The organism is Pseudomonas sp. p106, assembly GCF_003936645.1.
Taxonomy (GTDB): domain Bacteria; phylum Pseudomonadota; class Gammaproteobacteria; order Pseudomonadales; family Pseudomonadaceae; genus Aquipseudomonas; species Aquipseudomonas putida_E.
In genome coordinates this window covers 16,610-41,274 of sequence record NZ_RHQR01000007.1, presented here as the reverse complement: position 1 = coordinate 41,274, position 24,665 = coordinate 16,610, and the positions used below count along the sequence as shown (strand labels likewise).

Below are 24,665 nucleotides of genomic sequence, written 5' to 3'. Positions count from 1 at the left end.
ACAGGTTCACGCAGTGTGCCGAATCAGCAGCACTTGGGGCCGGACTTGCCACCGTAGCGGGCTTCCTGGCGTTCCCGGAAGAACGCCTCGTAGCTCATCACCGGCTTGTCCGGGTGCTTGGTCTGCATGTGCTCGACATAGTTGTCGTAGTCGGGCATGCCGACCATCAGGCGGGCTGCCTGCCCCAGGTATTTACCCAGCCGACCCAGGTCGTTGAACATCGCAGCATTCCTCTCAAGCGTCAGGCAGTGCCTGGAACGGGGTTTCCTTGTCGGTGCGTTCCTTGCGGCCGAGGGCGGCGTAGCCGACCTTGACGGCAAAGAACAACACGCTGAACACCACAATCAGGAACAACACGGTGAGCCCGGCGTTGGTGTAGGCGTTGTAGATCACGTGCTGCATCTGCCCGATATCCTTGGCCGGGGCCAGCACCTGGCCGGCGTCCAGGGCGGTGCTGTACTTCTCGGCCAGGGCCAGGAAGCCAACCGCAGGGTTCGGGTCGAACAGTTTGATCAGCCCGGCAGTGGTGGTGCAAATCAGCAGCCACACCGCTGGCAGCAAGGTGACCCACATGTAGCGCTGGCGCTTCATCTTGATCAATACCACCGTGCCCAGCATCAGGGCGATACCGGCCAGCATCTGGTTGGAGATGCCGAACAGCGGCCACAGGGTGTTGATGCCACCCAGCGGGTCGATCACGCCCTGATACAGCAGGTAACCCCAAAGGGCCACGCAGCCGGCCGTGCCGATCAGGTTGGCCGTCCACGACTCGGTACGCTTGAGCGCCGGCACGAAGCTGCCCAGCAGGTCCTGCAGCATGAAGCGGCCGGCACGGGTACCGGCGTCCACTGCGGTCAGGATGAACAGCGCTTCGAACAGGATCGCGAAGTGGTACCAGAAGGCCATGGTGTTTTCACCCGGCAGTACCTGGTGCAGGATCTGCGCAATACCCACCGCCAGCGTCGGCGCACCACCGGCACGGGCCAGGATGGTGTGCTCGCCGATGTCGCGGGCCACGGCCTCAAGCTGTTCGGGGGTGATCAGGAAGCCCCAACTGCTGACCGTCTGCGCCACCGACACGACGTCGGCACCGACCACTGCGGGCGGGCTGTTCATGGCGAAATAAACGCCTGGCTCGATGACCGAGGCGGCGACCATGGCCATGATGGCGACGAACGATTCCATCAGCATGCCGCCGTAGCCGATGTAGCGGGCGTTGGTTTCGTTGTCCAGCAGCTTCGGCGTGGTCCCCGAGGAAATCAGCGCGTGGAAGCCGGACACCGCACCACAGGCGATGGTGATGAACAGGAACGGGAACAGTGTGCCCTTCCACACCGGGCCTGTACCGTCGGTGAACTGGGTCAGCGCAGGCATTTTCAGCTCTGGCGCGATGATCAGGATACCGATGGCAAGGCCGACGATGGTGCCGATCTTGAGGAAGGTCGACAGGTAGTCACGCGGCGCCAGCACCAGCCACACTGGCAGCACGGCAGCGACGAAGCCATAACCCACCAGCATCCAGGTGATCTGCACGCCGGTGAAGGTGAACGCCGGGCCCCAGACCGGATCCGCGGCAATCTGGCCCCCCAGCCAGATCGACGCCAGCAGCAGTACCACGCCGACGACCGAGATCTCGCCGATACGGCCCGGGCGGATGTAGCGCATGTAGATGCCCATGAACATCGCGATCGGGATGGTCGCCATCACCGTGAACATGCCCCATGGGCTTTCAGCCAGGGCCTTGACCACGATCAGCGCCAGCACCGCCAGGATGATGATCATGATCAGGAAGCAGCCGAACAGGGCGATGGTGCCAGGGATGCGCCCCATCTCCTCGCGCACCATGTCGCCCAGCGAGCGGCCGTTGCGGCGGGTAGACAGGAACAGGACCATGAAGTCCTGGACCGCGCCGGCCAGCACCACGCCGGCGATCAGCCAGAGCGTGCCAGGCAGGTAGCCCATTTGCGCCGCAAGCACGGGACCGACCAGGGGGCCGGCGCCAGCGATGGCGGCGAAGTGGTGACCGAAAAGAATGTGTTTGTTGGTCGGGACGTAGTCCAGGCCATCGTTGTTGAGCACCGCAGGGGTGGCTCGGCGAGGGTCGAGTTGCATCACCTTGGTGGCGATGAACAGGCTGTAGTAACGGTAGGCGACCAGGTAGATGGCCACTGCCGCGACCACGATCCACAAGGCATTGATCGCCTCGCCTCGACGCAGGGCGACCACACCCAGCGCACAAGCCCCTATGACCGCCAGCGCCAGCCACGGGATGTGGCGTAGCAGGCTGTTATTGTTGTTCATGGCATGCTTCCAGCTAAGTGGTTGGAATAGACAGCCCCTTGAGTCTAGGGCTTGCTTGAAGGGTTTACCATCCCGAATTGGCATACAGCCGGTGGCGAGCACAGGCTCTAGAACGCCGCTACCCGTACAACCTCATGCCTGGGAAGCAACACGCGCCCTGGCGGGCCTGTCATTTTTGCCAGTTGTGCATGAAAGGGGCACGCGCTTTCAATGATCAGGCAATCCGATTGCCCTTGGACGACACGCGATTGGCGAATCTGCACACGCTGAAATCGTGCGTCGATCATCTGAAAAGCCAGCAGAAAGGAAACGATCATGACCACGGAAAAAGCCGGCACCCCTCAACGCTCAGCCCCCATCGCACCCACCCATGGTTCGATTGCGAGCCCAAAGTCCCGCGCCACGTTCGCTGAAGAAAAAGGCCTTATCGAAGGCAATCTTCACAACGGGATCGAAAGCGGCAAGTTCTTCCCCGAGACGACCGGTGGCCTGACCGACCCCTACGCCAAGGACGACGTTAAAAATATTGCACCACCGGCCGATGGCAAGATTGCCAGCGGCGAACGGCCCGGCGCGGCCTACCTGGACAAAACGGATGTCGACTGGGACAAGCATGACGTTGCCAGCGGCGCATCCCTTGATTTTGTCTGGAGCTTCAGTGCGCGCCACAAATATCGCCGTTTCAACTACTTCATCACCAAAGCCGACTGGAAAGCCGGGGAGCCGCTGACCCGTGCCCAGTTCGAACCGCAGCCGTTCGCCACATTCCTCAATGAACTTCAGCCTTACTGGGGCTTCACCGACGAGCAGATGTGGCCGGCACAACCCACCACGCATACCTTGGAGCTACCTGAACGCCAGGGCTATCACGTACTGCTGGGCGTATGGGAAATAGCCGAGACCGACAAGGCCTTCTATCAGGTGGTCGACCTCGATTTCGTCACCAGCTAACGGTGGCGCCGGGTGACTCGGCCATATGTCCCCCGTGTCACCTGTCATCCGGCAGGAGTGCCCGTGGCTGGTCTATAGTCAGTGCTACTGACGAGGGCCCGCCATGACCACTCCTTCCGACGATCGCCGGCGCTTCCAGCGCATTGACTTCGACGCCCCCACCGAACTGCGCCAGGGCGATCGCCGCTGGCCGGTCAAACTCCTGGATCTGTCGCTCAAGGGCCTGCTGATCGAGCGCCCTGAGCCGTGGAACGCCGACCTCACTCAGGATTTCGATGCGATCATCCAACTGGACCCGCACACCCATGTGCAGATGCAGGTGGAACTACGCCATGAAGAGGCGAAGCGGCTGGGGTTCATCTGCCTCTACATCGACATCGATTCGATGAGCCATTTGCACCGTCTTGTGGAGTTGAACGTGGCCGACAGCACCGAAATGATGCGCGAGCTGCGACAACTCATCGAATAATGGGATCTCTTAGCTAGCTAATAGCTTTCCCAACTTGTGTTTCTTGTCTACCCAGACAGCTTTCAACCTGGGTATCGCAACGTTGTACACACCCCTCTAACACCGTATTCAATGAGTTGGTACGCGATCTGCATTGCGTTCTTGCACACCCTGCAAGCCTGCTTGTTCGCGCTCCAATCAAAATATTGTATACAATTCTTGTAGCAATCATTTGTAGGAAGTGTCTACAGTAGCGGCACAACAATAAACAGTGAGCCTGCTCAATGACTACGTCCCCTAGCACGTCTCCCGCCAAGCGCCCCGAGGACGAAAACCTCGGCCTTGGAGCCAACTTGGCCTATGGCCTTCAGCATGTGCTGACCATGTATGGAGGGATCGTCGCAGTACCCCTGATCCTGGGGCAGGCTGCGGGCCTCAATGGTGCCGAGATCGGCATGCTGATCGCGGCCTCGCTGTTTGCCGGTGGCCTGGCCACGCTGCTGCAAACGCTCGGCCTGCCCTTCTTCGGATGCCAGTTGCCGTTGGTGCAGGGCGTGTCGTTCGCAGGCGTGGCAACCATGGGGGCGATTCTCAGCAGCCAGGACGGTGGCGGCTTGCCAGGCGTGCTGGGCGCAGTCATGGCGGCATCGCTGATCGGCTTTCTGATCACCCCGGTGTTCTCGCGCATCACCAAGTTCTTCCCGCCACTGGTCACCGGTATCGTCATCACCACCATCGGCCTGACCTTGATGCCGGTGGCCGCACGCTGGGTGATGGGCGGCAACAGTGCTTCGCCGGAATTCGGCAGCATGGCCAACATCGGCCTGGCAGCGCTGACGTTCGCCATCGTGCTGCTGCTGAGCAAACTGGGCAGCGCGACCATTTCGCGCCTGTCGATCCTGCTGGCCATGGTCTTCGGCACCCTGATCGCCTGGGCGCTGGGCATGACCGACTTCAGCAAGGTGGCCGAAGGCCCGATGTTCGCCTTCCCCACCCCGTTCCACTTCGGTATGCCGACCTTCCACATCGCGGCGATCCTGTCGATGTGCATCGTGATCATGGTGACCCTGGTGGAAACCTCGGCCGACATACTGGCCGTGGGTGAGATCATCGATACCAAGGTCGATTCCAAGCGCCTGGGCAATGGCCTGCGCGCCGACATGGCTTCGAGCATCCTGGCACCGGTATTCGGCTCTTTCACCCAGAGCGCCTTTGCGCAGAACGTAGGCCTGGTGGCCGTGACCGGGGTCAAGAGCCGCTACGTGGTGGCCACCGGTGGTGTGATCCTGGTAGTGCTGGGCCTGCTGCCGGTGATGGGCCGGGTGATTGCAGCAGTGCCAACCCCGGTACTGGGCGGCGCAGGCATCGTGCTGTTCGGCACTGTGGCTGCCAGCGGTATCCGCACCCTGTCCAAGGTCAACTACAAGAACAACGTCAACCTGATCATCGTCGCCGCCTCGCTGGGCTTTGGCATGATCCCGATTGCCGCGCCGAACTTCTACCACCACTTCCCGAACTGGTTCGAGACCATCTTCCACTCCGGCATCAGCTCGGCAGCGATCATGGCCATCGTGTTGAACCTGATCTTCAACCATTTCACGGCAGGCAATTCGGACCAGCAGTCAGTGTTCGCGGCAGGCTACGAGCGCACCATCCAGTACTCGGACATCTCTGCACTGCGTGATGGCGATTACTTCAAGGAAGGCAAGCTGTTCGACGCAGAGGGCAATGAGGTGCCGGTGCTGGAGCTGGACGAGCATGGCAATGCGGCGCCCAGGCGAACGCCGGTAGCCGAGCACTGACCGCTGACTGAGCGGTGACCCAGAGGGAGCCGATGCGCATCGTCGGCTCCCTTTTTTGTTTGCCTGCACCGGCCGATTGCCTGCACAACCAGCGGCTTATTCGAACAAGGCGTCCAGAGCCTGTTCCAGCCGGGTTACGGCGATCACCTGCAACCCCGCCGGTGATTCCTTCGGTGCGTTGCCCTTGGGCACGATGGCCCGCTTGAAGCCATGTTTTGCCGCTTCTTTGAGGCGCTCCTGGCCACTGGGAACTGGCCGCACCTCGCCCGACAAACCAATCTCGCCAAATACCAGCAGCCCGTGGGCCAATGGCCGGTTGCGCAGGCTGGACATCACCGCAGCCAACAAGGCCAGGTCCGACGCGGTTTCAAGGACCTTCACCCCGCCGACGACATTGAGAAACACGTCCTGGTCATGGGTGGGAATACCACCATGGCGGTGCAGCACCGCCAGCAACATGGCCAGCCGGTTCTGGTCCAGGCCCAGGGTGACACGCCGCGGGTTGGCCAGGTGGCTGTCATCGACCAGTGCCTGTACCTCTACCAGCATCGGCCGGGTACCTTCCCACGTGGCCATGACCACGCTGCCCGGTACTTCTTCCTGAGCCCGGTTGAGGAAGATCGCCGATGGGTTGGAAACCTCTTTGAGCCCACGGTCGGTCATACCGAAGACCCCCAGTTCATTGACCGCACCGAAGCGGTTCTTCACCGCGCGCAGCAAGCGCAAGCGGCCATCGGACTCTCCCTCGAAATACAACACGGTGTCGACCATGTGCTCCAGCACCCGCGGGCCTGCCAGCGAGCCTTCCTTGGTGACATGGCCGACCAGGAAGATCGCCGTGCCACTCTGCTTGGCATAGCGCACCAGCAATGCCGCACTTTCGCGCACCTGGGCGACACCGCCGGGCGCTGATTGCAATTGCTCGGTGAAGATGGTCTGGATCGAATCGATGACCATGACCCGGGGCTTTTCCTGGCGCGCGGTGGCAATGATCGTTTCGATACAGGTCTCGGTCATCACTTTGAGCTGGTCCTGGGGCAGCCCCAGGCGGCGTGAGCGCATGGCCACCTGCTGCTGCGACTCTTCGCCGGTGACATACAGCGCCGGCATGCCCACGGCGATATTGCACAAGGTCTGCAGCAGAATGGTCGATTTGCCGATGCCCGGGTCACCGCCGATCAACACCACCGAACCGTCGACCAGGCCGCCGCCCAGCACACGATCGAGTTCGGTGCTGCTGGTGGTGAACCGCGGAATCTCCTCGACGCTGACTTCGCCCAGGGTCTTGATCTGCGCCTGTTGCCCGGTCCAGCCGGCGCGACCGCTGGGTGCCGCCGCACCGCCGCTCTCGATCATGGTTTCGACCAGGGTGTTCCACGCCCCGCATTCGCCACACTGGCCGGCCCATTTGGGAAAGGTAGCGCCGCACTCGGTGCAGCCATACAAGCGCTTGGCCTTGGCCATGGGCAGGGTCTCCTGGAAAAAATCGCCATGATAGCCGACGCAGACGTGTCTCGAGCGCGTCGGCATGCGACAAAACTATTCGTTCCAAGCGCAGTCACTACCCGTGAACGGCACGCATGAAGCGATGCAGTGGCTTACACTGCGTAAACATCACCATTTGTCACAAGGGAATCGAACATGGGAATGATCAGTGAGTTCAAGGCCTTCGCGGTCAAGGGCAATGTCGTCGACATGGCAGTCGGTATCATTATCGGCGCTGCATTCGGCAAGATAGTCTCCTCATTCGTCGGCGATATCATCATGCCGCCACTGGGGATATTGATCGGAGGCGTGGACTTCAGTGACCTGGCCATTACCTTGAAGGCGGCTGAGGGCGATATACCGGCCGTGGTGCTGGCCTACGGCAAGTTCATCCAGACCGTGATCGACTTCGTGATCGTGGCCTTCGCCATCTTCATGGGTGTCAAGGCGATCAACCGCCTGAAACGCGAAGAGGCCGTTGCGCCAAGCGCCCCGCCGACCCCGACCCCTCAGGAAACGCTGCTGACCGAGATTCGTGACCTGCTCAAGTCGCAGAACCAGAATCGCCTGCCTTGAAAAGTGGCAAGCTGCAAGCGTAAGGCCGCTCAAGGGCAGCACTTGTAGCTTGCAGCTTGCAGCTACCAGTAGTTCTCCACCGCCACCTGCCCAGGCCGCTTGCTCAAGCTCAACTGCAGGTCACGCGCCTTGAGCACCTTGCGGGTCTCATCGATCATTTGCGGGTTGCCGCAAAGCATGATCCGTGAGTGCTCAGGCGACAGTTCCAGCCCCGCCGCCTTTTCCAGCTCGCCATTCTCGATCAGCGTGGTGATACGTGCATTCAGCGCACCCGGATACTGCTCACGGGTAACCACTGGAATGAATTGCAGCTTGCCTGCAAATTCTGCCAGGTAATCACGCTGTTCAAGCCCGGCAATGTCATCCACATAGGCCAGCTCCTTGGCCTCGCGTACCGAATACACCAGTTTGATGTTGTCGAAACGCTCCCAGGCCTCGAAGTCCTGCAGGATCGACATGAACGGCGCAATGCCGGTACCGGTCGCCAACAGCCACAGGTCACGGCCACCGACGAAGCGATCAAGGGTCAGGTAGCCAAATGCCTGGCGGTCGATCAGCAGTGAATCACCCTCGCCAAGGCGGCTGAGCTCGCTGGTGAACTCCCCGCCCGGGACCACGATGGAGAAGAAGTCTAAATACTCGTCATGCGGCGCACTGACCATCGAGTAAGCACGCCAGACCACGCTGCCATCGGCCTTGGTCACGCCAAGCCGGGCGAATTGCCCGGCCCGAAAGCGAAACCCCGGATCGCGAGTCACCCGCAGGCTGAACAGGCCAGGCGTCAGTGGCTGGACGTCCAGCAAGGTCTGGCGGGTAAACTTTTCGGCACTGGCGGTCATGACGGGCTCCGTGAATAGCGTGCGCACAGTGTCGCGCAAAGCGGCCAGGATAAAAACCGTTCGATTGTAGGGTCACAGGCCACGGCCTGGCTGCTGTCCTGGAATGATGAGACATTCTTAACAAAAAAATCCCAACAAAACGCTCGGTCTTTTCCTACAATCCCACCGGTATGCAAACGGATTGGGTCCTCTGGACGCAAGGGAGAGGGTTGATGCCTCACTGGAATCACGAGCATTTAGACCGCTTGGTCAACGAAAGTACCCCGCAAAAGGTGTTCGACCTCGCGGTTCACCTGGCACAGGACCTGGGCATGGAGTTCATGGGGCTCAAGCTTCGCATTCAGCTTGCAGCCCAGGCACCCAGGCTCTACCTGTACAGTAACTACCCGCTTGCCTGGATCGAGCGTTATCAACGCGACGAGTTCTACAAGCAGGACTCGGCAGCAGCATTGAGTCACACGTCGACCGGGCCGGTACTGTGGACCGATGAGTTGTATCGCGAAGCGCCGGATTTTCGTGAGCAGGCCTGCAAACATGGCCTGCGCCACGGCTGGACACAATCGCTGCATGACCTCAGGCACAACGAGACCCAAGTCAGCGTGGCACGGCCCTGTGGCAAGATCGACACCCACGAGCTGTACGACAAGGCCGGCCAAGTACAATGGCTGTGCCATACGCTGCACGACACCATTTGTGAGCATCACCTGGCCAAGTTGAGTTCGCCGCTGAAGATGAGCGATCGGGAACTCGAGGTGCTGAAATGGTCGGCCGCCGGCAAGACCGCCGCCGACGTCGCCTGCATTCTGTCACTGTCGCAAAGCACAGTGAACTTCCATATCCGCAGCGTGATTACCAAGACCAATGCTTCCAACAAGGCAGGCGCCGTCGCCATTGCCGTGATGCGAGGCCTGATCGATCAATAACCCGGCCTGCGACCAGAGGCAAAGCCCTGTAGAATCGCGTACCGAAGCCCGTGACGATCTGTGACGGGCGACCCGTGCCCGAGCCTGATGCCATGCCCCTGTTGATCACACCCTACGCCGAACTCGACCTGATCCGCCAGCCGGACCAGGCCAACGACCCGTTGCAGGCCTTTGACGCCGCCGATGAATACCTGCTCGAGCAGTTGCACGCTCAGCAACTGGCGGCCGGGAGCAGGGTGCTGGTACTCAATGACAGCTTCGGCGCGCTGGCCGCCAGCCTGGTCGACCACGTGCCGGTGGTCAGCAGCGGTGACTCGCACCTGGCCCACATGGCCCTGGAAAAAAACCTCGCGCGTAACGGCAAGGCATTCGACAGCGTACCTTTCGTGCCCGCCAGCGAGCATTGGCAGGGGCACTTCGATCGCGTACTGGTGCGCGTGCCGAAAACACTTGCACTGCTCGAAGAGCAACTGATCAGGTTGCAAGGCCACCTGGCGCCCGGCGCACAGGTCATCGCTGCGGCCATGATCAAACACTTGCCACGGGCTGCGGGTGATCTGCTGGAGAAGTACATCGGCCCGGTACAGGCTTCGCTGGCGCAAAAAAAAGCGCGCCTGCTGACGGCCACCTTCGCCCAGCGCCCTGCCGCCAGCTCCCCGTACCCGACCCGCTACCGCCTCGACTCACCTGCGCTCGAACTGCTCAACCATGCCAACGTATTCTGCCGCGACGGCCTGGACATCGGCACGCGGGCCTTCCTCCCACACCTGCCACACGACTTGGGCAATGCACGTGTCGCCGACCTGGGTTGCGGCAACGGCGTGCTGGCCATCGCCAGCGCGCTGGCCAACCCCCAGGCGCACTACACACTGGTGGATGAATCGTACATGGCGGTGCAGTCGGCGCAGGAAAACTGGCAGGCTGCGCTGGGCGATCGCGCGGTGACGGTAGTGGCAGGCGATGGCCTGGCGGGGGTGGAAAAGCAATCGCTGGATGTGGTGCTGTGCAACCCGCCGTTCCATCAACAGCAGGTGGTGGGCGACTTCCTTGCCTGGCGCATGTTCCAGCAGGCGCGTGAGGCATTGGTGGTCGGCGGTGCGTTGTATATCGTCGGTAATCGCCACTTGGGCTATCACAGCAAGCTGGCGCGCCTGTTCCGGGGAGTTGAACAGGTGGCCGCGACACCGAAGTTCGTGATCCTCAAAGCCCGCAAGTGAAGCGGGGGCTGCTCAGTGCAGCCCCACGGCCCTCAATGCGTGGTCAGCCCCGCCGCGCTCATGAACAGCCGCATCACATAGGCCGCCACGCCCAGGGCGGCCACGCTCAAAGCCCAGATCAGCAACAACCAGCCCAGGCGTTGCCACAGGGGTTTCTTCTCTTCAAGGCCATGTTTGCCAGCCATGATGGGCCCTCCTAGTGATAGCCGTCTTCGTGGGTGACCTTGCCGCGGAACACGTAATAGCTCCAGAAGGTATACCCCAGGATGAATGGCAGGATGAACAATGTGCCGACCAGCATGAAGCCCTGGCTCTGTGGCGGCGCAGCTGCATCCCAGATCGAGATCGACGGCGGGATGATATACGGCCAGAGGCTGATGCCCAGGCCGCTGTAGCCAAGGAAGATCAGCACCAACGTCAGCAGGAACGGGGTGTAGTTGGCACTGCGCGCCACTGCCTTGAACAAACCGTAGAACGTTACCAGCACGAGAAGCGGTACCGGCATGAACCAGATCAGGTTGGGCATGCTGAACCAGCGATCGGCAATCTGTGGGTAAGCGATCGGCGTCCACAGGCTGACGATGCCGATCACCACCAGCAACACCAGGGCCAGCGGGCGGCCGAGCTTGTGCATCTGCGCTTGCAGAGGCCCCTCGGTCTTCATGATCAGCCAGGTGCACCCGAGCAAAGTGTACGCGACGATCAGGCCCAGGCCACTGAACAGGCTGAACGGGGTCAGCCAGTCGAGCGTGCCGCCGGCGTAATGCCGGTCCACTACCTTGAAGCCCTCGATGAATGCCCCCAGCGCGACCCCTTGGAAGAAGGTCGCCACCAGTGAACCGCCGATGAACGCCTTGTCCCAGATGTGGCGCTTGTCGTCCTTGGCCTTGAAACGGAACTCGAAGGCCACTCCGCGGAAGATCAGGCCGATCAGCATGAGGATCAGCGGCAGATAAAGCGCTTCGAGCACCACCGAATAGGCCATCGGGAAGGCCCCGAACAAACCGGCGCCGCCCAGGACCAGCCAGGTTTCGTTACCGTCCCATACGGGGGCGACGGTGTTCATCATCACATCCCGGTCCTGCTCAGCCTTGACGAAGGGGAAGAGCATGCCGATGCCCAGATCGAACCCGTCCATCACCACGTACATCATGACACCGAAGATGATGATCACGGCCCAGATCAGCGGAAGGTCGATACCCATGGCTCAGTTCTCCTTGCTCAGGCTGGGGGCAGTGGCCTTGCGGCCTTCATCGGCGGCGGAAAGCGGCCGTGCCGGCGTGCGTTTCTGGCCGGGACCGCCAGGGGTGTGCTCGTCGCCCTCGCCCGTTTTCGGCCCTTTGCGCACAAGGCGCATCATGTAGCCCAGGCCAGTGCCGAACAGCGCGAAGTACACCACCACGAATGCAATCAGGGTAAAGCCCAGCTGGGCGTAGCTATGGTTGGAGACACCCTCCGAGGTACGCATCAGGCCGTACACCACCCACGGCTGGCGGCCGATCTCGGTGGTGAACCAGCCGGCAAGAATGGCGATCAGGCCCGATGGGCCCATCCACAGTGTCAGGTACAGGAACGGGCGTGAAGTGTAGAGGGTGCCGCGTTTGCGCAGCCAGAGGCTCCACAGGCCAACGAAGATCATCAGGAAGCCAAGCCCGACCATGACCCGGAACGACCAGAAGACAATGGTCGAATTGGGACGGTCCTCGGGCGGGAACTCCTTCATCGCAGGCACTTGCTTATCCAGGCTGTGGGTAAGGATCAGGCTACCGAGCGCCGGGATTTCGACCTTGAAGCGGGTGGTTTCGGCTTCCATGTCCGGGATGCCGAACAGGATCAGCGGGGTCGGCTCGCCAGGAACGTTCTCCCAGTGGCCTTCGATTGCGGCAATCTTCACCGGCTGATGCTTGAGGGTGTTAAGCCCGTGGAAATCACCGATCACAGCCTGGATGGGGGCGACGATCAGCGCCATCCACATGGCCATCGACAGCATCTTGCGCACTGCCGGGTTATCGCGCCCGCGCAGCAGGTGCCAGGCCGCCGAGGCACCAACGAAGAAGGCTGTGGCAACGAACGCGGCGGTGGCCATGTGCATCAGGCGGTAGGGGAACGACGGGTTGAAGATGATCGCCAGCCAGTCCACCGGGACGACCCGACCGTCGATGATCTCGTGGCCTTGCGGGGTCTGCATCCAGCTGTTGGACGCCAGGATCCAGAAGGTCGACACCAGCGTACCCAATGCCACCATCACGGTGGAGAAGAAATGCAGGCCGCGGCCCACGCGGTTCCAGCCAAACAGCATGACGCCGAGGAAGCCCGCCTCGAGGAAGAACGCGGTCAGCACCTCATAAGTGAGCAGGGGGCCCGTGACAGCGCCGGCGAAGTCGGAAAAACGACTCCAGTTGGTACCGAACTGGTAGGCCATGACCAGGCCGGAAACCACCCCCATACCGAAGTTGACGGCGAAGATCTTCGACCAGAAATGGTAAAGGTCACGGTAGACCTGCTCATGGGTCCTCAGCCAAAGGCCTTCGAGAACCGCCAGGTAACTCGCAAGGCCAATGGTGATGGCCGGGAACAGGATGTGGAACGACACGGTAAAGGCAAACTGAATTCGGGCGAGCTCGAGGGCTTCTATTCCGAACATGGTGCTTCCTCTTCAGGTAATCCGGCTTCCGGGCTCGTGGCCCGTCGCCCACTGCCCCCGCGTTAGTGTCGAGTGCGGCACGTTGGAATTGTTCTGTTCGATCGCAGGGATTTCGGCCCACTGGCCAAATCGTTGTTTCTGGAACGATTGATCCAGATCAACGATTGATAGCAAGCATAGTCCCGAATGGCCCGGCAGGCGGTGCGGTTGTTTGCCGCGTGACCGGTTGCCCCACCCCCTTCCAGAGCCGAAGAAACCGTGTCGACAACGGCAAACAGTAACCGTTTGTTACAAACAGATGATAATCTGCCGCCCCCCTCTACTGCGCCGAGGCCACAGGTTTCCGATGTCCGATTCCGCACCGCAGTTGTTGCGCCATCACCGCCCTTTCATTGCCTTCTGGCTGGCCCGGGTGTTCACCGCCAGCGGTTTTCAGATGCTTACCGTTGCCATTGGCTGGCACCTCTACCAACTGACCGGCAATGTGCTCGACCTGGGCCTGGTAGGCCTCGTCGAATTCGCGCCGCGGGTGCTGTTCATGCTGCACACCGGCCACGTCGCCGACCGCTATGACCGGCGCAAGGTCGCGGCCCTGTGCCAGACGCTGCAGGGGTTGATCGCCCTGGTGCTGGCTTTGGGCAGCGCCACCGACAACGTCAGCCGCGAACTGATCTTCGCCCTCGCCTTCCTGCTCGGAGCCACCCGCTCGTTCGAAATGCCCGCCACCCAGGCGCTGCTGCCCAATGTGGTGCCGCCCGGGCTGTTTCCTCGGGCCGTAGCGGCCTCAGCCTCGGCCACCCAGGCGGCGACCATCGTCGCCCCGGCCGTGGGCGGGCTCCTGTATGCCTTCGGCAGTACCTGGGTGTATGGCCCGACCGTGGCCCTGTATGCCATTGCCTGCCTGCTTATGCTGACCCTGGATTCGCGCCAGCAAGTGCCGCAACGCGGTCGCGCCAGCCTGGAGTCGCTACTGGCAGGCGTGCGTTTCATCCGTAGCCGGCCAGACATTCTCGGGGCGATTTCCCTCGACCTGTTCGCCGTGCTGTTGGGAGGCGCCACCGCGCTGCTGCCAGTGTTCGCCAAGGACATCCTGCTCACAGGCCCGTGGGGCCTGGGCCTGTTGCGGTCGGCGCCAGCGGTGGGCGCGCTGTTGATGTCGTTCTGGCTGGCGCGCTTCCCGGTGGAGCGCAAGGTCGGCCGCACCATGTTCACCGCAGTCGGGGTGTTCGGCGTGGCAACCATCGCCTTTGGCCTGTCGACCTCATTCTGGTTCTCGCTGGCGGTACTGGTGGTGCTGGGTGCAGCAGACATGATCAGCATGGTGATACGCGGTGCGTTCGTGCAACTGGAGACACCGGATGAGATGCGTGGCCGGGTAAGCGCGGTCAACGGCCTGTTCATCGGTGCCTCCAATCAGCTCGGTGAATTCGAATCGGGGGTCACGGCGCACTGGTTCGGCACGGTGCCGGCGGTGGTGCTGGGTGGCGTCGGCACCTTGGTGGTGACCGGAGTGTGGATAAAGTTGTTCCCGACACTGGCCACGCGGGATCGGTTGCACAATGGTTGACGGGGGCCTGAACGGCCATAGGCCCCTGCCAGCCATGCTGGTATGATGCGCGGCTTTTTTCCTCCCCACGCAAAACCACGGCAGCCGTTACGGTCTGTGCTTTGCTGATGGGGTCGATACATTCACGGCGCCGGGGGCGCCTCGGGGAGCGGGCATGCTGGAAAGGCTGTTTCAACTAAGAGCACACAACACCAACGTGCGCACCGAGATTCTTGCGGGCGTCACCACCTTCCTGGCCATGGCCTACATCCTGTTCGTCAACCCGAGCATTCTCGGCGAAACCGGCATGGACAAGGGCGCGATCTTCGTCGCCACCTGCCTGGCTGCCGCCATCGGCTCGGCGACCATGGGCCTGATCGCCAACTACCCCATCGCCTTGGCGCCGGGCATGGGCTTGAACGCGTTCTTCACCTACACCGTGGTCCTGCACATGGGCCACACCTGGCAGGTCGCGTTGGGCGCGGTGTTCCTCTCGGCGGTGATGTTCTTCCTGCTGTCGATCTTCCGCATCCGCGAGTGGATCGTAAACAGCATCCCGCTGCCGCTGCGCTCGGCCATTGCCGCGGGCATTGGCCTGTTTCTGGCGCTCATCGCCCTGCATAACGCCGGCATCGTCGTCGATAACCCGGCCACCCTGGTGGGCATGGGCGACCTCAAGCAGCCGTCGGTGATCCTTGCCACGCTGGGCTTCTTCCTGATCGTGGGCCTTGAAGCGCTCAAGGTGCGCGGCGCGGTGCTGATCGGCATTCTCGCCGTGACGGTCGCTGCGATCGCCATGGGCGTCACGCCGTTCGGCGGTATCGTGTCGATGCCCCCTTCGCTGGCACCGACCTTCCTGCAGCTGGACATCGCCGGGGCACTCGACGTAGGCCTGGTCAGCGTGATCTTCGCTTTCCTGTTCGTCGACCTGTTCGACAACTCCGGCACCCTGATCGCCGTGGCCAAGCGCGCCGGCCTGATGGGCAAGGACGGCCACATGCCGAAGATGGGCCGTGCCCTGATCGCCGACAGCACTGCGGCCATGGCCGGTTCGCTGCTGGGCACCTCGACCACCACCAGCTACATCGAGTCGGCGGCAGGCGTGAGCGCCGGTGGCCGCACCGGCCTGACCGCCATCGTGGTGGCCGTGCTGTTCCTGCTGGCGCTGTTCTTCGCCCCGCTGGCCGGTAGCGTACCGGCCTTTGCCACCGCACCGGCGCTGCTGTTCGTCGCCGTGCTGATGGCTTCGGGCCTGGCGGAAATAAACTGGGACGACGTGACCGAGGCCGCACCGGTGGTGGTCACCGCCCTGGCCATGCCGCTGACCTACTCGATCGCCAACGGCATCGCCTTCGGCTTCATCTGCTGGACCGCCGTCAAGCTGATTTCCGGCCGCCGCCGCGACCTGAACCCGGCACTGGTGATCCTTTCCATCCTGTTCGTCATCAAGCTGGGCTGGTTCAACGCATGAGTGCTGCCTTCGACCCTAGCGCCTACGACGCGCAACTGCAGGCCAAGGTTACCCGCCTGCGCGAGCTGCTGGCCCCCTTCGGCGCGCCGCAGCCCGCTGTGTTCGACTCACCGCGCGAGCATTACCGCTTGCGTGCCGAGTTCCGCCTGTGGCGCGAGGATGGCCAGCGCCACTATGCGATGTTCGCTCCGGGCGAGAAGCACAAGGCCATCCTGATCGACGATTTCCCCATCGCCAGCGAGCGCATCAACGCATTGATGCCGCGCCTCAAGGCTGCCTGGCAGGCCAGTGAAGAACTGAGCAATCGGCTGTTCCAGGTGGAGTTCCTCACCACCCTTGCCGGCGATGCGATGGTCACGATGTGCTACCACCGCCCGCTGGACGAGGCCTGGGAAGTGGCAGCACGGCAGTTGGCCGAAGAGCTGGGCGTGAGCCTGATCGGCCGCTCCAAGGGCAAGCGGCTGGTCATCGGCCGTGATTACGCCGTGGAAAAACTTGACGTGGCTGGCCGGGTGTTCAGCTATCGCCAGCCGGAAGGCGCATTCACCCAGCCCAATGGCGCGGTGAACCAGAAGATGCTGAGCTGGGCGTATGACGCCATCGGCGAGCGCGATGACGACCTGCTGGAACTGTACTGCGGCAACGGCAATTTCACCCTACCGCTGGCCACCCGCGTACGCCAAGTGCTGGCCACCGAGATCAGCAAGACCTCGGTCAACGCCGCCCTGAGCAACCTCGAAGAGAACGCGGTGGATAACGTGCGCTTGGTGCGCCTGTCAGCGGAAGAGCTGACCCAGGCGCTGAACGAGGTTCGTCCGTTCCGACGGCTGGAAGGGATCGACCTGAAGAGTTATGCGTTCGGGACCGTGTTCGTCGACCCACCACGTGCGGGGATGGACCCGGATACTTGCGAGCTGACACGGCGTTTTGAACGGATTCTGTATATCTCGTGCAATCCAGAAACGCTGGCGGCCAACATCGAGCAGTTGCAGGACACGCACCGCATCGAGCGCTGTGCGTTGTTTGACCAGTTCCCGTATACCCACCACATGGAAAGTGGGGTATTGCTGGTTCGGCGCTGATTGACGGAAATTGGGGCCGCGTTGCGGCCCCAATACACTCAGAAGTCGAAGAAGACCGTCTCCCCTTCCCCCTGAACACGGATATCGAAACGATACGCCGTCTTGCCATCCACCTCGCAACGCTTGGCAATCAAGGTTTCACGGCGCTGCGGCTGCTCGATCAGGTTGAGCACCGGGCACTTGGCGTTCGCTTCGGCCTCATCATCGAAATACAGCCGCGTATGCAAGTGGATATTGATGCCGCGAGCAAACAGGCTGATGTTGATGTGCGGGGCCATCGGTACACCGGCAGCGTTGTTCACCACACCGGGCTTGACGGTCTGCACGGTCCACTCACCGGCATCGAAGGTGGTGGCAGTACGACCGAAGCTGTTGAAGGCGTTTTCCAGGTTGTAGTCATCCTGGTACTGGCCATTGGCATCGGCTTGCCAGAGTTCCAGGAATGAATCGCGCACCAGGTGGCCGTTGCCGTCATACACCTGGCCGATCAGCAGGATGTGTTCGCCCGGTGCCTGCGGCTTAGCCAGACGGTTCCAGATTTCCTGATCACGGGTAGGGTTACCGGCCGCTTCCAGGGCCAGGCCGATGTGCACGTAGGGGCCGGCGGTCTGCGAGGGGGTTTCCGGCAGCAGTTCGATTGGCATGGCGGGGTCCTCAGCAGTTTTCGAAGTGGGTTTTGCGCTGGCCGCGCAGCACGATGTCGAAGCGGTACGCCAGGCAATCCATGGGGTTGGCGTTGCTCATGTCGAGCTTGGCGATCAGTTGCTGCACCGCTTCTGGGTTGGCGATCGACTTGACGATCGGGCACATCGGGATCAGCGGGTCGCCCTCGAAGTACAGCTGGGTGATCAGCTTGGTGGCGATCGACGGGCCGCTGACGGCGACGTGGATGTGCGCCGGGCGCCAGTCGTTCGGGCCGTTGCGCCATGGGTATGGGCCGGGCTTGATGGTGCGGAAGCTGTAGTAGCCTTCACTGTCGGTCAGGCAGCGGCCGACACCACCGAAATTCGGGTCCAGCGGCGCCAGATAACGGTCGTTCTTGTGGCGGTAACGGCCGCCGGCGTTGGCCTGCCAGATCTCTACCAAGGTATTGGGCACTGGCTTGCCGTACTGGTCGACGACACGGCCGGCAACGATGATGCGCTCACCAATCGGCAGGCCGCCGTTGTTGAAGTTCAGCAGCAGGTCATGGTCGTGGGCGCCGAAGCCCAGGTGGGTGAAGTCCGGGCCGGTGGTTTCGCTGATCGACTGCGGGATGCTGACCAATGCCTGGCGCGGCGAGCGGGCAATGGAAGTCTTGTAGTCGGGGGTCAGGGCCTTGGGGTGCCAGTTGCGATCACGGATCACGAAGCGGCTGTTGTCCTGGGCGGGCATGCCGTTTTCCTCTCTTGGAGTTATCAAAGCGCCTGTGGTTCGCAGGCGGACTTGCAGTTTCGGATAGGTCGCCCCAGATGAATATTGAATTCCGCCGACCGTTACTTAACCAAATGGTTATGCATTAGTACCTTTGGCTGGCGTGAACTAACCTTTGTCTTCATGTTTCAGGCTCTGGAGTGCACTTCATGGAATGGCGAAAAGGCCGTCGTAGCGACAATGTGGTCGATGCCCGTGGCCAAGGCGGCGGCGGTGGTGGCATGCGCTTTGGCGGCGGCAAGGGCCTGGGGCTCGGGGCCATCCTGCTGATCGTCGGCATCGGTTGGCTCACTGGCCAGGACCCGCTGCAGATCCTCGGCCAGCTCACTGGCCAGATGGAGCAGCAGCAAGCCCCAAGCGGTGCGGGCAACAAGGCCCCAGCGGCCAACGACGAGCAGGCCCAGTTCGTCGCCTCGATCCTGGGCGACACCGAAGACACCTGGAAGGCTCTGTTCTCGCAGGCTGGCAAGCAGTATCGCGACCCTAAGCTGGTGCTGTTCAGCGGCCAGGTGAATTCCGCCTGCGGCTTCGCTTCAGCGGCGGTGGGGCCGTTCTACTGCCCGGCCGACCAGCGGGTGTACCTGGACATGTCGTTCTTCCGTGAAATGGAAACCCGCTTCGCCGCCGCAGGCGACTTCGCCCAGGCCTACGTGATCGCCCACGAGATCGGCCACCACGTGCAAACCTTGCTTGGCGTGTCGGCCAAGGTCGATGCCGCGCGCCGTGCAGGCCAGCGCCTGGAGGGTGACAATGGCTTGCTGGTGCGCCAGGAATTGCAGGCCGACTGCCTGGCCGGGGTATGGGCTTACCAGGCGCAGCAACGCCTGAACTGGCTGGAGCCAGGGGATGTCGAGGAAGCGCTCAATGCTGCCAATGCCATCGGTGATGACCGACTGCAGCAAAAGGGCCAGGGGCGCGTGGTACCTGACTCCTTTACCCATGGCACCTCGGCGCAGCGGGTGCGTTGGTTCAAGGCCGGGTTTGCCCAGGGCGATGTGAACAGCTGCGACACGTTCAGTGCGCGAAGCCTTTGAAATTTCAAGGGGTCCCTGCGCGCGGCAAGCCTGCTGCCGCGCGTGGTGTTGCAATTGAGCTGAAAAAGCGTTTCAGCTTCCCCGCCATTTGCCGATAACCCCTGCACGATTCAGCGGGCATCCAGAACAACAACGCCTCGCGATCGACGATTGATCAAGTGAGCGAAATCATTTCTGGAGAGCGTGCATGAACAGCTGGTTTGCCAACATCAGCGTCAACCTCAAACTCGGCCTGGGCTTCGGCCTGGTGCTGGTCCTCACCGGCCTGCTGGCCCTGACCGGCTGGAACAGCCTGGGCAGCCTCATCGACCGCAGCAACTGGATGGGCGACATCGGCAAGCTCAACAAAGACCTGACCGACCTGCGCGTGGCGCGCCTGCAATACATGATCGCCAATGGCGACGATGCTGCCGCAGCCAACACCCAGGCCAAGCTGGATGCCTTCAGCAAGCAGCAGCAATACCTGGTCAGTACTTTCAAGAGCCCGGAAAACGTCAAGCTGCTCAAAGAGCTGGGCCAGACCATCAGCGAGTACGAAGTCTCGCTGAACAAGATGCGTGCCGGCTACAAAGGCTCGCTGGCTGCACGTGACGCGATGAATGTATCGGCCGCCAAAGCCGACGAGGCCATGGAAGTTCTTGGCCAGGACGTCATGGGCCGCCCCGAAGCCGATAGCGTGCGCCTGGCGCAATACCAACTGATCAGCAAGGCGCGCCAGCAACTGCTGCAAGTGCGAGTGGATGTGCGCGGTTATATTGCCGACAACTCTGCGGCCAACGAACAGGCCGCCCTGCGCCAGCTGGAGTCGGCACTTGCCGAGATCGACAACCTGAAGAGTCAGCTGCCTGCCGAAGCCACGCGCGTGCAGCAGTTGGAGCAATCGATACAGGCCTACCGCGAGGCCGTGCGCCAGTTCCGCGATGCAGTCGCCGACATCACCACCGCCCGTGCAGAGATGACCGTGCAGGGCGGCGATATCGTCAAGCGCAGCGACGCGCTGTACAAGATCCAGATCGACCGCCGCGACGCCGAGAGCGCCCAGGCGCGCAGCCTGCAGACCATCGCCACGTTGCTGGCCCTGCTGGTCGGTGTACTGGCGGCGGTGCTGATCACCCGCCAGATCACCCGCCCGCTGCATGACACGCTGCAAGCGGTGGAGCGCATCGCTGGTGGCGACCTCACCCACGACCTGCGGGTTACCCGTCGCGATGAAATCGGCGTGCTGCAACAGGGCATCGCCCGCATGGGCACCACCCTGCGCGAGCTCATCACCGGCATCCGCGACGGTGTCACGCAGATCGCCAGCGCCGCTGAGGAACTGTCGGCGGTCACCGAGCAGACCAGCGCTGGCGCAAACAGCCAGAAGGTCGAAACCGACCAGGTCGCTACCGCCATGCACGAAATGGCCGCGACCGTTCAGGAAGTGGCGCGCAATGCCGAGCAGGCTTCGCACGCAGCGACCGGCGCCGATGACGAAGCACGCGCGGGTGATCGCGTGGTCGGTGAAGCGATCAGCCAGATCGAACGCCTGGCCGAGGAAGTGCACCGCTCCACCGAAGCCATGAACCTGCTGCAGCAAGAAAGCCAGAAAATCGGCAGTGTCATGGATGTGATCAAGTCGGTAGCCGAACAGACCAACCTGCTGGCGCTCAACGCTGCCATCGAAGCCGCCCGTGCCGGTGAGGCTGGCCGTGGCTTTGCCGTGGTCGCCGACGAGGTACGTGGTTTGGCCCAGCGTACGCAGAAATCCACCGAAGAGATCGAAGAATTGGTGGCTGGCCTGCAACATGGCACCCAGCAAGTGGCCAACGCCATGCAAGGCAGCCGCACCCTGACCGACAGCAGTGTCGAACTGGCGCGCAAAGCCGGCACTTCGCTGGAAAACATCACCAGCACGGTGTCGAGCATCCAGTCGATGAACCAGCAGATTGCCGCGGCAGCCGAGCAGCAGAGCGCGGTGGCTGAGGAGATCAGCCGCAGCATCCTGAATGTGCGCGATGTGTCGGAGCAGACCGCAGCGGCCAGTGATGAGACCGCGGCGTCCAGTGTCGAGCTGGCGCGCCTGGGTGGGCACCTGCAGACGCTGGTCAGCCAGTTCCGCGTCTGACCTCGTGCTTTAGGGCCGCTTTGCGGCCCATTGTCGGCAAGCCGGCTCCATCAGGGATACGCAAGGCTCGAGGCTGCGCGATACCAGTAGGAGCCGGCTTGCCGGTGATGATGGTAGAGCTGACAGCCGATTATTTAACGACCATCCCCACCCCGCGCCCACGCGGATCCGAAGCCGTCTCAAGCTTCGCCCCGTTCACCCGGATCGCCTGGATATCCCCCATCTCCCAGCCCTGATCCTCCAGCACGTAACCCATCTTCTTCAGGTCGTCGGCTACCGGCCCGCTCAGCGGTGCGTAGCTGTCGAAGTAGATGGTGTCCTTGGGCAACAACTGGTGGTGCACACGCTGCGCCGCCACGGCCTTGTCCAGGGGCATGCCGTAGTCGTACAGGTTGTTCATTACCTGGAAGATCGAAGTGAAGATCCGCGAGCCGCCGGGCGTACCGATCACCAGTGCAACCTTGCCATCGCGGGTCATCAGGCTCGGGCTCATGGACGACAGCATGCGCTTGCCCGGTTCGATGGCGTTGGCATCACCGCCCACTACACCAAAGGCATTGGCTGCGCCCGGCTTGGCACTGAAGTCGTCCATTTCGTCGTTGAGCAAAAAGCCCGCGCCCTTGACCACCACACCACTGCCGTAGTCGAGGTTGAGGGTGTAGGTATTGCTGACCGCGTTACCCTGTTTGTCGACGATCGAGAAGTGCGTGGTCTGGTGCGGCTCCAGGCCCGGTTTGACATCGTCGGTCGCGGAAATGGCCTTCGGGTTGACCTGCGCGGCGCGCTTGGCCAGGTAATCCTTGGCGATCAGCTGGTCGACCGGCACCTTGGTGAAGGCCGGGTCGCCCAGGTAGTCGGCGCGGTCGGCGAACACGCGCTTCTCGATCTCGGCCAGCAGGTGAATGTATTGCGCCGAATTGTGCGCCACGCCTTTGAAGTCGGCCGCACGGTCTTCCTTGATGCCCAGCAACTGGGCCAGTGCAACGCCGCCCGAGCTTGGCGGTGGCGCGGTGTAGACCACGTTGCCGCGCCAGCTCAGGGCCATGGGCTCACGCCAGACGGCCTTGTAGTCCTTGAGGTCTTCTTTGGTGATCAGGCCTTTGTCAGCCTGCATCTGCGCCACCAGCAGGTCGGCGGTCTTGCCCTGGTAGAACTCGCTCACGCCCTTGTCGGCAATACGTTCGAGGGTCTGGGCCATCTCTGGCTGCTTGAACAGCTCGCCCACCTTCATGGTGCCGAAATAGTCGTTGAAGTTGGTCGCGGTCTTGAACAGGCCCTGCGCGTCATTGCGGTACTGGTACTGCTTTTCGGCAACCTTGAAGCCGTTTTTCGCATAGCCGATGGCGGGGGTCAGCAGCTCGCTCCAGGGCAGCTTGCCGAATTTCTCGTGCGCTTCCCACAGGCCCATCACCGTGCCGGGCACGCCGGCTGCGCGCACGCCGACCAGGCTGAGGTTCTCGATCACCTCGCCTTTTTCGTCCAGGTACATGTTGCGGGTCGCGGCCTTGGGCGCCACTTCCCGGTAGTCGAGGAAATACGGCTTGCCGTCGACGAACAGGGTCATGAAACCGCCGCCACCGATGTTGCCGGCCTCAGGGTAGGTCACCGCCAGAGTGAAGGCGGTGGCCACTGCTGCATCCACCGCGTTGCCACCTTTTTTCAGGATGTCGGCGGCTACCTGTGCGCCATATTGATCGGGCGCGGCCACCGCGCCACCCTCCAGGGTTACCGCATAGGCCGATGAACAGCTCAAGATCGCGGCGCCGAGGGCCATGGACTGGAACAGGACAATACGCATGACACTTCCTTGGTGTTGTTTTTGTTGATCACTCAGTAAGGCCGAAGCGTCTCGACTGCGCAATCACATGTAGGAAGTTTCGCCGCCCTTGGACAGGATTTGTCGCGTTCAGGCAACTCAGCAGGCGTACATCGCCAGTTTGCGCTGGATGAAGTCGAGAAAGCACTGGATGCGCAGGGCCAGTTGCGTGTTGCGGTAGTAAACAGCGTGGATCGGCTGGCGGTAGCCGTTGTTGGCCTCGCTCAGAATGACCTGCAGGCGGCCGGTGCGGATGTCCTCGTGGGTCATGAAGTGCGACAGGCTGACGATACCCTCCCCGGCCAGCGCCAACTGGCGCAGGGTCTCGCCGCTGGAGGCGATCAGCGCCGGGCGGATCGCCCAGCGGTCCCCTTGGGCATGGCGCAGCGGCCACTGGTTGAGTGACTCGGGCTGGCTGAAACCGAGCAGGCAGTGATGGTTCAGGTCTTCTACATGCTGCGGTGTACCGTGCCGCTCAAGGTACGCCGGACTTGCCAGTACCTGCACCGGGCTGCAGCCCAGCGAACGCGCGTGCAGGCTGGAGTCGGCCAGCTCACCGATGCGGATCGCCACGTCGGTGCTCTGCTCCAGCAGGTCGATGATCAGGTCATCGGTGTTCAGTTCCAACTCGATGTCGGGGTACTGGCTGCGAAATTCACCGATCCACGGCAAGATCGCGTGCAGCATGAACGGCGCTGCGGCGTTGATGCGCAGGCGCCCGGAAGGCGTCTGGCGGTTCATCGACAGGCGCTCTTCCATGTCATTCATCTGCTCGAGCACCAACCGTGAGCGTTCCAGGAAGAAGCGCCCTTCTTCGGTCAGATCCATGCGCCGGGTGGTGCGATTGACCAGCGTAGTGCCCAGCTTTGCCTCCAGGCGCGACAATGTGCGGCTGACCGCCGAAGGGGTCTGCCCCAGTTGCTCGGCGGCAGCGGAAATCGAACCGCAGTCGATAACGGCGACGAATACCTGGAGTTCTTCGGATCGGGTTTTCACAGGATTGGCCTGAC

22 protein-coding genes are annotated in these 24,665 nt (G+C 62.2%); 11 read left to right on the top strand and 11 right to left on the bottom strand.

Features of this window, described 5'->3' with window-relative positions; translation table 11 throughout:
* Positions 1-23 precede the first annotated feature (23 nt).
* Together EGJ09_RS10855 and EGJ09_RS10850 are read right to left on the bottom strand one after the other, a co-directional pair.
* Positions 24-221 carry a YbdD/YjiX family protein gene (locus tag EGJ09_RS10855; protein WP_008094130.1) on the bottom strand — a complete coding sequence of 66 codons (198 nt, stop codon included), beginning with the start codon at positions 219-221 and terminating at the stop codon, positions 24-26.
* A gap of 13 nt (positions 222-234) precedes the next feature.
* Complete coding sequence (locus EGJ09_RS10850; protein WP_046784720.1) at positions 235-2,301, bottom strand: carbon starvation CstA family protein; 2,067 nt, start codon at positions 2,299-2,301, stop codon at positions 235-237.
* A 315-nt stretch (positions 2,302-2,616) separates the two neighbouring features.
* Between EGJ09_RS10850 and EGJ09_RS10845 the strand changes: the two genes are divergently transcribed.
* From EGJ09_RS10845 to EGJ09_RS10835, 3 genes are all read left to right on the top strand, one after another.
* On the top strand, positions 2,617-3,252 hold the full coding sequence (locus tag EGJ09_RS10845; protein WP_119688273.1) for a lytic polysaccharide monooxygenase auxiliary activity family 9 protein: 636 nt from the start codon (positions 2,617-2,619) through the stop codon (positions 3,250-3,252).
* Positions 3,253-3,355: 103 nt separating this feature from the next.
* On the top strand, positions 3,356-3,721 hold the full coding sequence (locus tag EGJ09_RS10840) for a PilZ domain-containing protein (protein ID WP_046784718.1): 366 nt from the start codon (positions 3,356-3,358) through the stop codon (positions 3,719-3,721).
* Between the two features lie 263 nt (positions 3,722-3,984).
* On the top strand, positions 3,985-5,502 hold the full coding sequence (locus EGJ09_RS10835; RefSeq protein ID WP_046784717.1) for a nucleobase:cation symporter-2 family protein: 1,518 nt from the start codon (positions 3,985-3,987) through the stop codon (positions 5,500-5,502).
* A gap of 96 nt (positions 5,503-5,598) precedes the next feature.
* Here EGJ09_RS10835 and radA read toward each other — a convergent pair whose 3' ends face one another.
* A complete protein-coding gene (radA, locus tag EGJ09_RS10830; RefSeq protein WP_125923833.1) occupies positions 5,599-6,966 on the bottom strand; it encodes a DNA repair protein RadA in 1,368 nt (455 codons plus the stop codon).
* A gap of 177 nt (positions 6,967-7,143) precedes the next feature.
* On the opposite strand from radA, the gene mscL reads away from it, so the two are divergent.
* Positions 7,144-7,563: a large-conductance mechanosensitive channel protein MscL gene (gene mscL, locus EGJ09_RS10825; protein ID WP_012312722.1), complete on the top strand. Its 420-nt coding sequence runs from the start codon at positions 7,144-7,146 to the stop codon at positions 7,561-7,563.
* A 62-nt stretch (positions 7,564-7,625) separates the two neighbouring features.
* On the opposite strand, the gene EGJ09_RS10820 is transcribed toward mscL, so the two are convergent.
* Positions 7,626-8,402, bottom strand: coding sequence for a ferredoxin--NADP reductase (locus tag EGJ09_RS10820; protein WP_046784716.1), 777 nt, complete (start codon positions 8,400-8,402; stop codon positions 7,626-7,628).
* 212 nt (positions 8,403-8,614) lie between these two features.
* On the opposite strand from EGJ09_RS10820, the gene EGJ09_RS10815 reads away from it, so the two are divergent.
* Together EGJ09_RS10815 and EGJ09_RS10810 are read left to right on the top strand one after the other, a co-directional pair.
* Complete coding sequence (locus EGJ09_RS10815; protein WP_046784715.1) at positions 8,615-9,325, top strand: autoinducer binding domain-containing protein; 711 nt, start codon at positions 8,615-8,617, stop codon at positions 9,323-9,325.
* 92 nt (positions 9,326-9,417) lie between these two features.
* Positions 9,418-10,542, top strand: coding sequence for a methyltransferase (locus tag EGJ09_RS10810; RefSeq protein ID WP_046784714.1), 1,125 nt, complete (start codon positions 9,418-9,420; stop codon positions 10,540-10,542).
* A gap of 32 nt (positions 10,543-10,574) precedes the next feature.
* Here the strand turns inward: EGJ09_RS10810 and EGJ09_RS10805 are convergent, their stop codons facing one another.
* The 3 genes from EGJ09_RS10805 to EGJ09_RS10795 are packed head-to-tail and all read right to left on the bottom strand — an operon-like array spanning position 10,575 to position 13,186.
* A complete protein-coding gene (locus tag EGJ09_RS10805) occupies positions 10,575-10,730 on the bottom strand; it encodes a DUF2474 domain-containing protein (protein ID WP_080765861.1) in 156 nt (51 codons plus the stop codon).
* An 8-nt stretch (positions 10,731-10,738) separates the two neighbouring features.
* A complete protein-coding gene (gene cydB / locus EGJ09_RS10800) occupies positions 10,739-11,746 on the bottom strand; it encodes a cytochrome d ubiquinol oxidase subunit II (RefSeq protein WP_012312717.1) in 1,008 nt (335 codons plus the stop codon).
* 3 nt (positions 11,747-11,749) lie between these two features.
* Positions 11,750-13,186, bottom strand: coding sequence for a cytochrome ubiquinol oxidase subunit I (locus EGJ09_RS10795; RefSeq protein ID WP_046784713.1), 1,437 nt, complete (start codon positions 13,184-13,186; stop codon positions 11,750-11,752).
* A gap of 346 nt (positions 13,187-13,532) precedes the next feature.
* Here EGJ09_RS10795 and EGJ09_RS10790 point away from each other — a divergent pair, with 346 nt between their 5' ends.
* The 3 genes from EGJ09_RS10790 to trmA all read left to right on the top strand — a co-directional run bounded on the left by EGJ09_RS10790 (position 13,533) and on the right by trmA (position 17,285).
* A complete protein-coding gene (locus tag EGJ09_RS10790; RefSeq protein ID WP_125923832.1) occupies positions 13,533-14,753 on the top strand; it encodes an MFS transporter in 1,221 nt (406 codons plus the stop codon).
* A gap of 154 nt (positions 14,754-14,907) precedes the next feature.
* Positions 14,908-16,203 carry an NCS2 family permease gene (locus EGJ09_RS10785; RefSeq protein ID WP_046784711.1) on the top strand — a complete coding sequence of 432 codons (1,296 nt, stop codon included), beginning with the start codon at positions 14,908-14,910 and terminating at the stop codon, positions 16,201-16,203.
* Positions 16,200-17,285 (top strand): tRNA (uridine(54)-C5)-methyltransferase TrmA, encoded by a 1,086-nt coding sequence (gene trmA / locus EGJ09_RS10780; protein WP_125923831.1) that lies wholly within the window; start codon positions 16,200-16,202, stop codon positions 17,283-17,285. The genes EGJ09_RS10785 and trmA overlap by 4 nt, the downstream gene beginning before the upstream one ends.
* 38 nt (positions 17,286-17,323) lie before the next feature.
* On the opposite strand, the gene pcaG is transcribed toward trmA, so the two are convergent.
* Both pcaG and pcaH read right to left on the bottom strand, forming a co-directional pair.
* The gene (gene pcaG / locus EGJ09_RS10775) at positions 17,324-17,929 is read right to left on the bottom strand and encodes a protocatechuate 3,4-dioxygenase subunit alpha (protein WP_046784709.1); all 606 of its coding nucleotides are present in this window, start codon (positions 17,927-17,929) and stop codon (positions 17,324-17,326) included.
* A 10-nt stretch (positions 17,930-17,939) separates the two neighbouring features.
* Complete coding sequence (gene pcaH, locus EGJ09_RS10770; protein ID WP_046784708.1) at positions 17,940-18,659, bottom strand: protocatechuate 3,4-dioxygenase subunit beta; 720 nt, start codon at positions 18,657-18,659, stop codon at positions 17,940-17,942.
* 188 nt (positions 18,660-18,847) lie between these two features.
* On the opposite strand from pcaH, the gene EGJ09_RS10765 reads away from it, so the two are divergent.
* Positions 18,848-19,732 carry a neutral zinc metallopeptidase gene (locus tag EGJ09_RS10765; RefSeq protein ID WP_046784707.1) on the top strand — a complete coding sequence of 295 codons (885 nt, stop codon included), beginning with the start codon at positions 18,848-18,850 and terminating at the stop codon, positions 19,730-19,732.
* A 187-nt stretch (positions 19,733-19,919) separates the two neighbouring features.
* A complete protein-coding gene (locus tag EGJ09_RS10760) occupies positions 19,920-21,839 on the top strand; it encodes a methyl-accepting chemotaxis protein (RefSeq protein ID WP_125923830.1) in 1,920 nt (639 codons plus the stop codon).
* A gap of 130 nt (positions 21,840-21,969) precedes the next feature.
* On the opposite strand, the gene ggt is transcribed toward EGJ09_RS10760, so the two are convergent.
* Positions 21,970-23,637 carry a gamma-glutamyltransferase gene (gene ggt / locus EGJ09_RS10755; protein WP_046784705.1) on the bottom strand — a complete coding sequence of 556 codons (1,668 nt, stop codon included), beginning with the start codon at positions 23,635-23,637 and terminating at the stop codon, positions 21,970-21,972.
* Between the two features lie 117 nt (positions 23,638-23,754).
* Positions 23,755-24,651: a LysR family transcriptional regulator gene (locus EGJ09_RS10750; RefSeq protein ID WP_125923829.1), complete on the bottom strand. Its 897-nt coding sequence runs from the start codon at positions 24,649-24,651 to the stop codon at positions 23,755-23,757.
* Positions 24,652-24,665: the final 14 nt, after the last annotated feature.

Bases quoted from the DNA above. Each gene is read 5' to 3' on its own strand.
- EGJ09_RS10765 (WP_046784707.1), top strand. From the start codon at position 18,848: ATGGAATGGCGAAAAGGCCGTCGTAGCGACAATGTGGTCGATGCCCGT.
- EGJ09_RS10785 (WP_046784711.1), top strand. From the start codon at position 14,908: ATGCTGGAAAGGCTGTTTCAACTAAGAGCACACAACACCAACGTGCGC.
- radA (WP_125923833.1), bottom strand. From the start codon at position 6,966: ATGGCCAAGGCCAAGCGCTTGTATGGCTGCACCGAGTGCGGCGCTACC.
- EGJ09_RS10845 (WP_119688273.1), top strand. From the start codon at position 2,617: ATGACCACGGAAAAAGCCGGCACCCCTCAACGCTCAGCCCCCATCGCA.
- mscL (WP_012312722.1), top strand. From the start codon at position 7,144: ATGGGAATGATCAGTGAGTTCAAGGCCTTCGCGGTCAAGGGCAATGTC.
- EGJ09_RS10840 (WP_046784718.1), top strand. From the start codon at position 3,356: ATGACCACTCCTTCCGACGATCGCCGGCGCTTCCAGCGCATTGACTTC.
- EGJ09_RS10760 (WP_125923830.1), top strand. From the start codon at position 19,920: ATGAACAGCTGGTTTGCCAACATCAGCGTCAACCTCAAACTCGGCCTG.
- EGJ09_RS10850 (WP_046784720.1), bottom strand. From the start codon at position 2,301: ATGAACAACAATAACAGCCTGCTACGCCACATCCCGTGGCTGGCGCTG.
- EGJ09_RS10835 (WP_046784717.1), top strand. From the start codon at position 3,985: ATGACTACGTCCCCTAGCACGTCTCCCGCCAAGCGCCCCGAGGACGAA.
- EGJ09_RS10790 (WP_125923832.1), top strand. From the start codon at position 13,533: ATGTCCGATTCCGCACCGCAGTTGTTGCGCCATCACCGCCCTTTCATT.
- EGJ09_RS10855 (WP_008094130.1), bottom strand. From the start codon at position 221: ATGTTCAACGACCTGGGTCGGCTGGGTAAATACCTGGGGCAGGCAGCC.
- pcaG (WP_046784709.1), bottom strand. From the start codon at position 17,929: ATGCCAATCGAACTGCTGCCGGAAACCCCCTCGCAGACCGCCGGCCCC.
- EGJ09_RS10820 (WP_046784716.1), bottom strand. From the start codon at position 8,402: ATGACCGCCAGTGCCGAAAAGTTTACCCGCCAGACCTTGCTGGACGTC.
- ggt (WP_046784705.1), bottom strand. From the start codon at position 23,637: ATGCGTATTGTCCTGTTCCAGTCCATGGCCCTCGGCGCCGCGATCTTG.
- EGJ09_RS10810 (WP_046784714.1), top strand. From the start codon at position 9,418: ATGCCCCTGTTGATCACACCCTACGCCGAACTCGACCTGATCCGCCAG.
- pcaH (WP_046784708.1), bottom strand. From the start codon at position 18,659: ATGCCCGCCCAGGACAACAGCCGCTTCGTGATCCGTGATCGCAACTGG.
- EGJ09_RS10795 (WP_046784713.1), bottom strand. From the start codon at position 13,186: ATGTTCGGAATAGAAGCCCTCGAGCTCGCCCGAATTCAGTTTGCCTTT.
- trmA (WP_125923831.1), top strand. From the start codon at position 16,200: ATGAGTGCTGCCTTCGACCCTAGCGCCTACGACGCGCAACTGCAGGCC.
- cydB (WP_012312717.1), bottom strand. From the start codon at position 11,746: ATGGGTATCGACCTTCCGCTGATCTGGGCCGTGATCATCATCTTCGGT.
- EGJ09_RS10815 (WP_046784715.1), top strand. From the start codon at position 8,615: ATGCCTCACTGGAATCACGAGCATTTAGACCGCTTGGTCAACGAAAGT.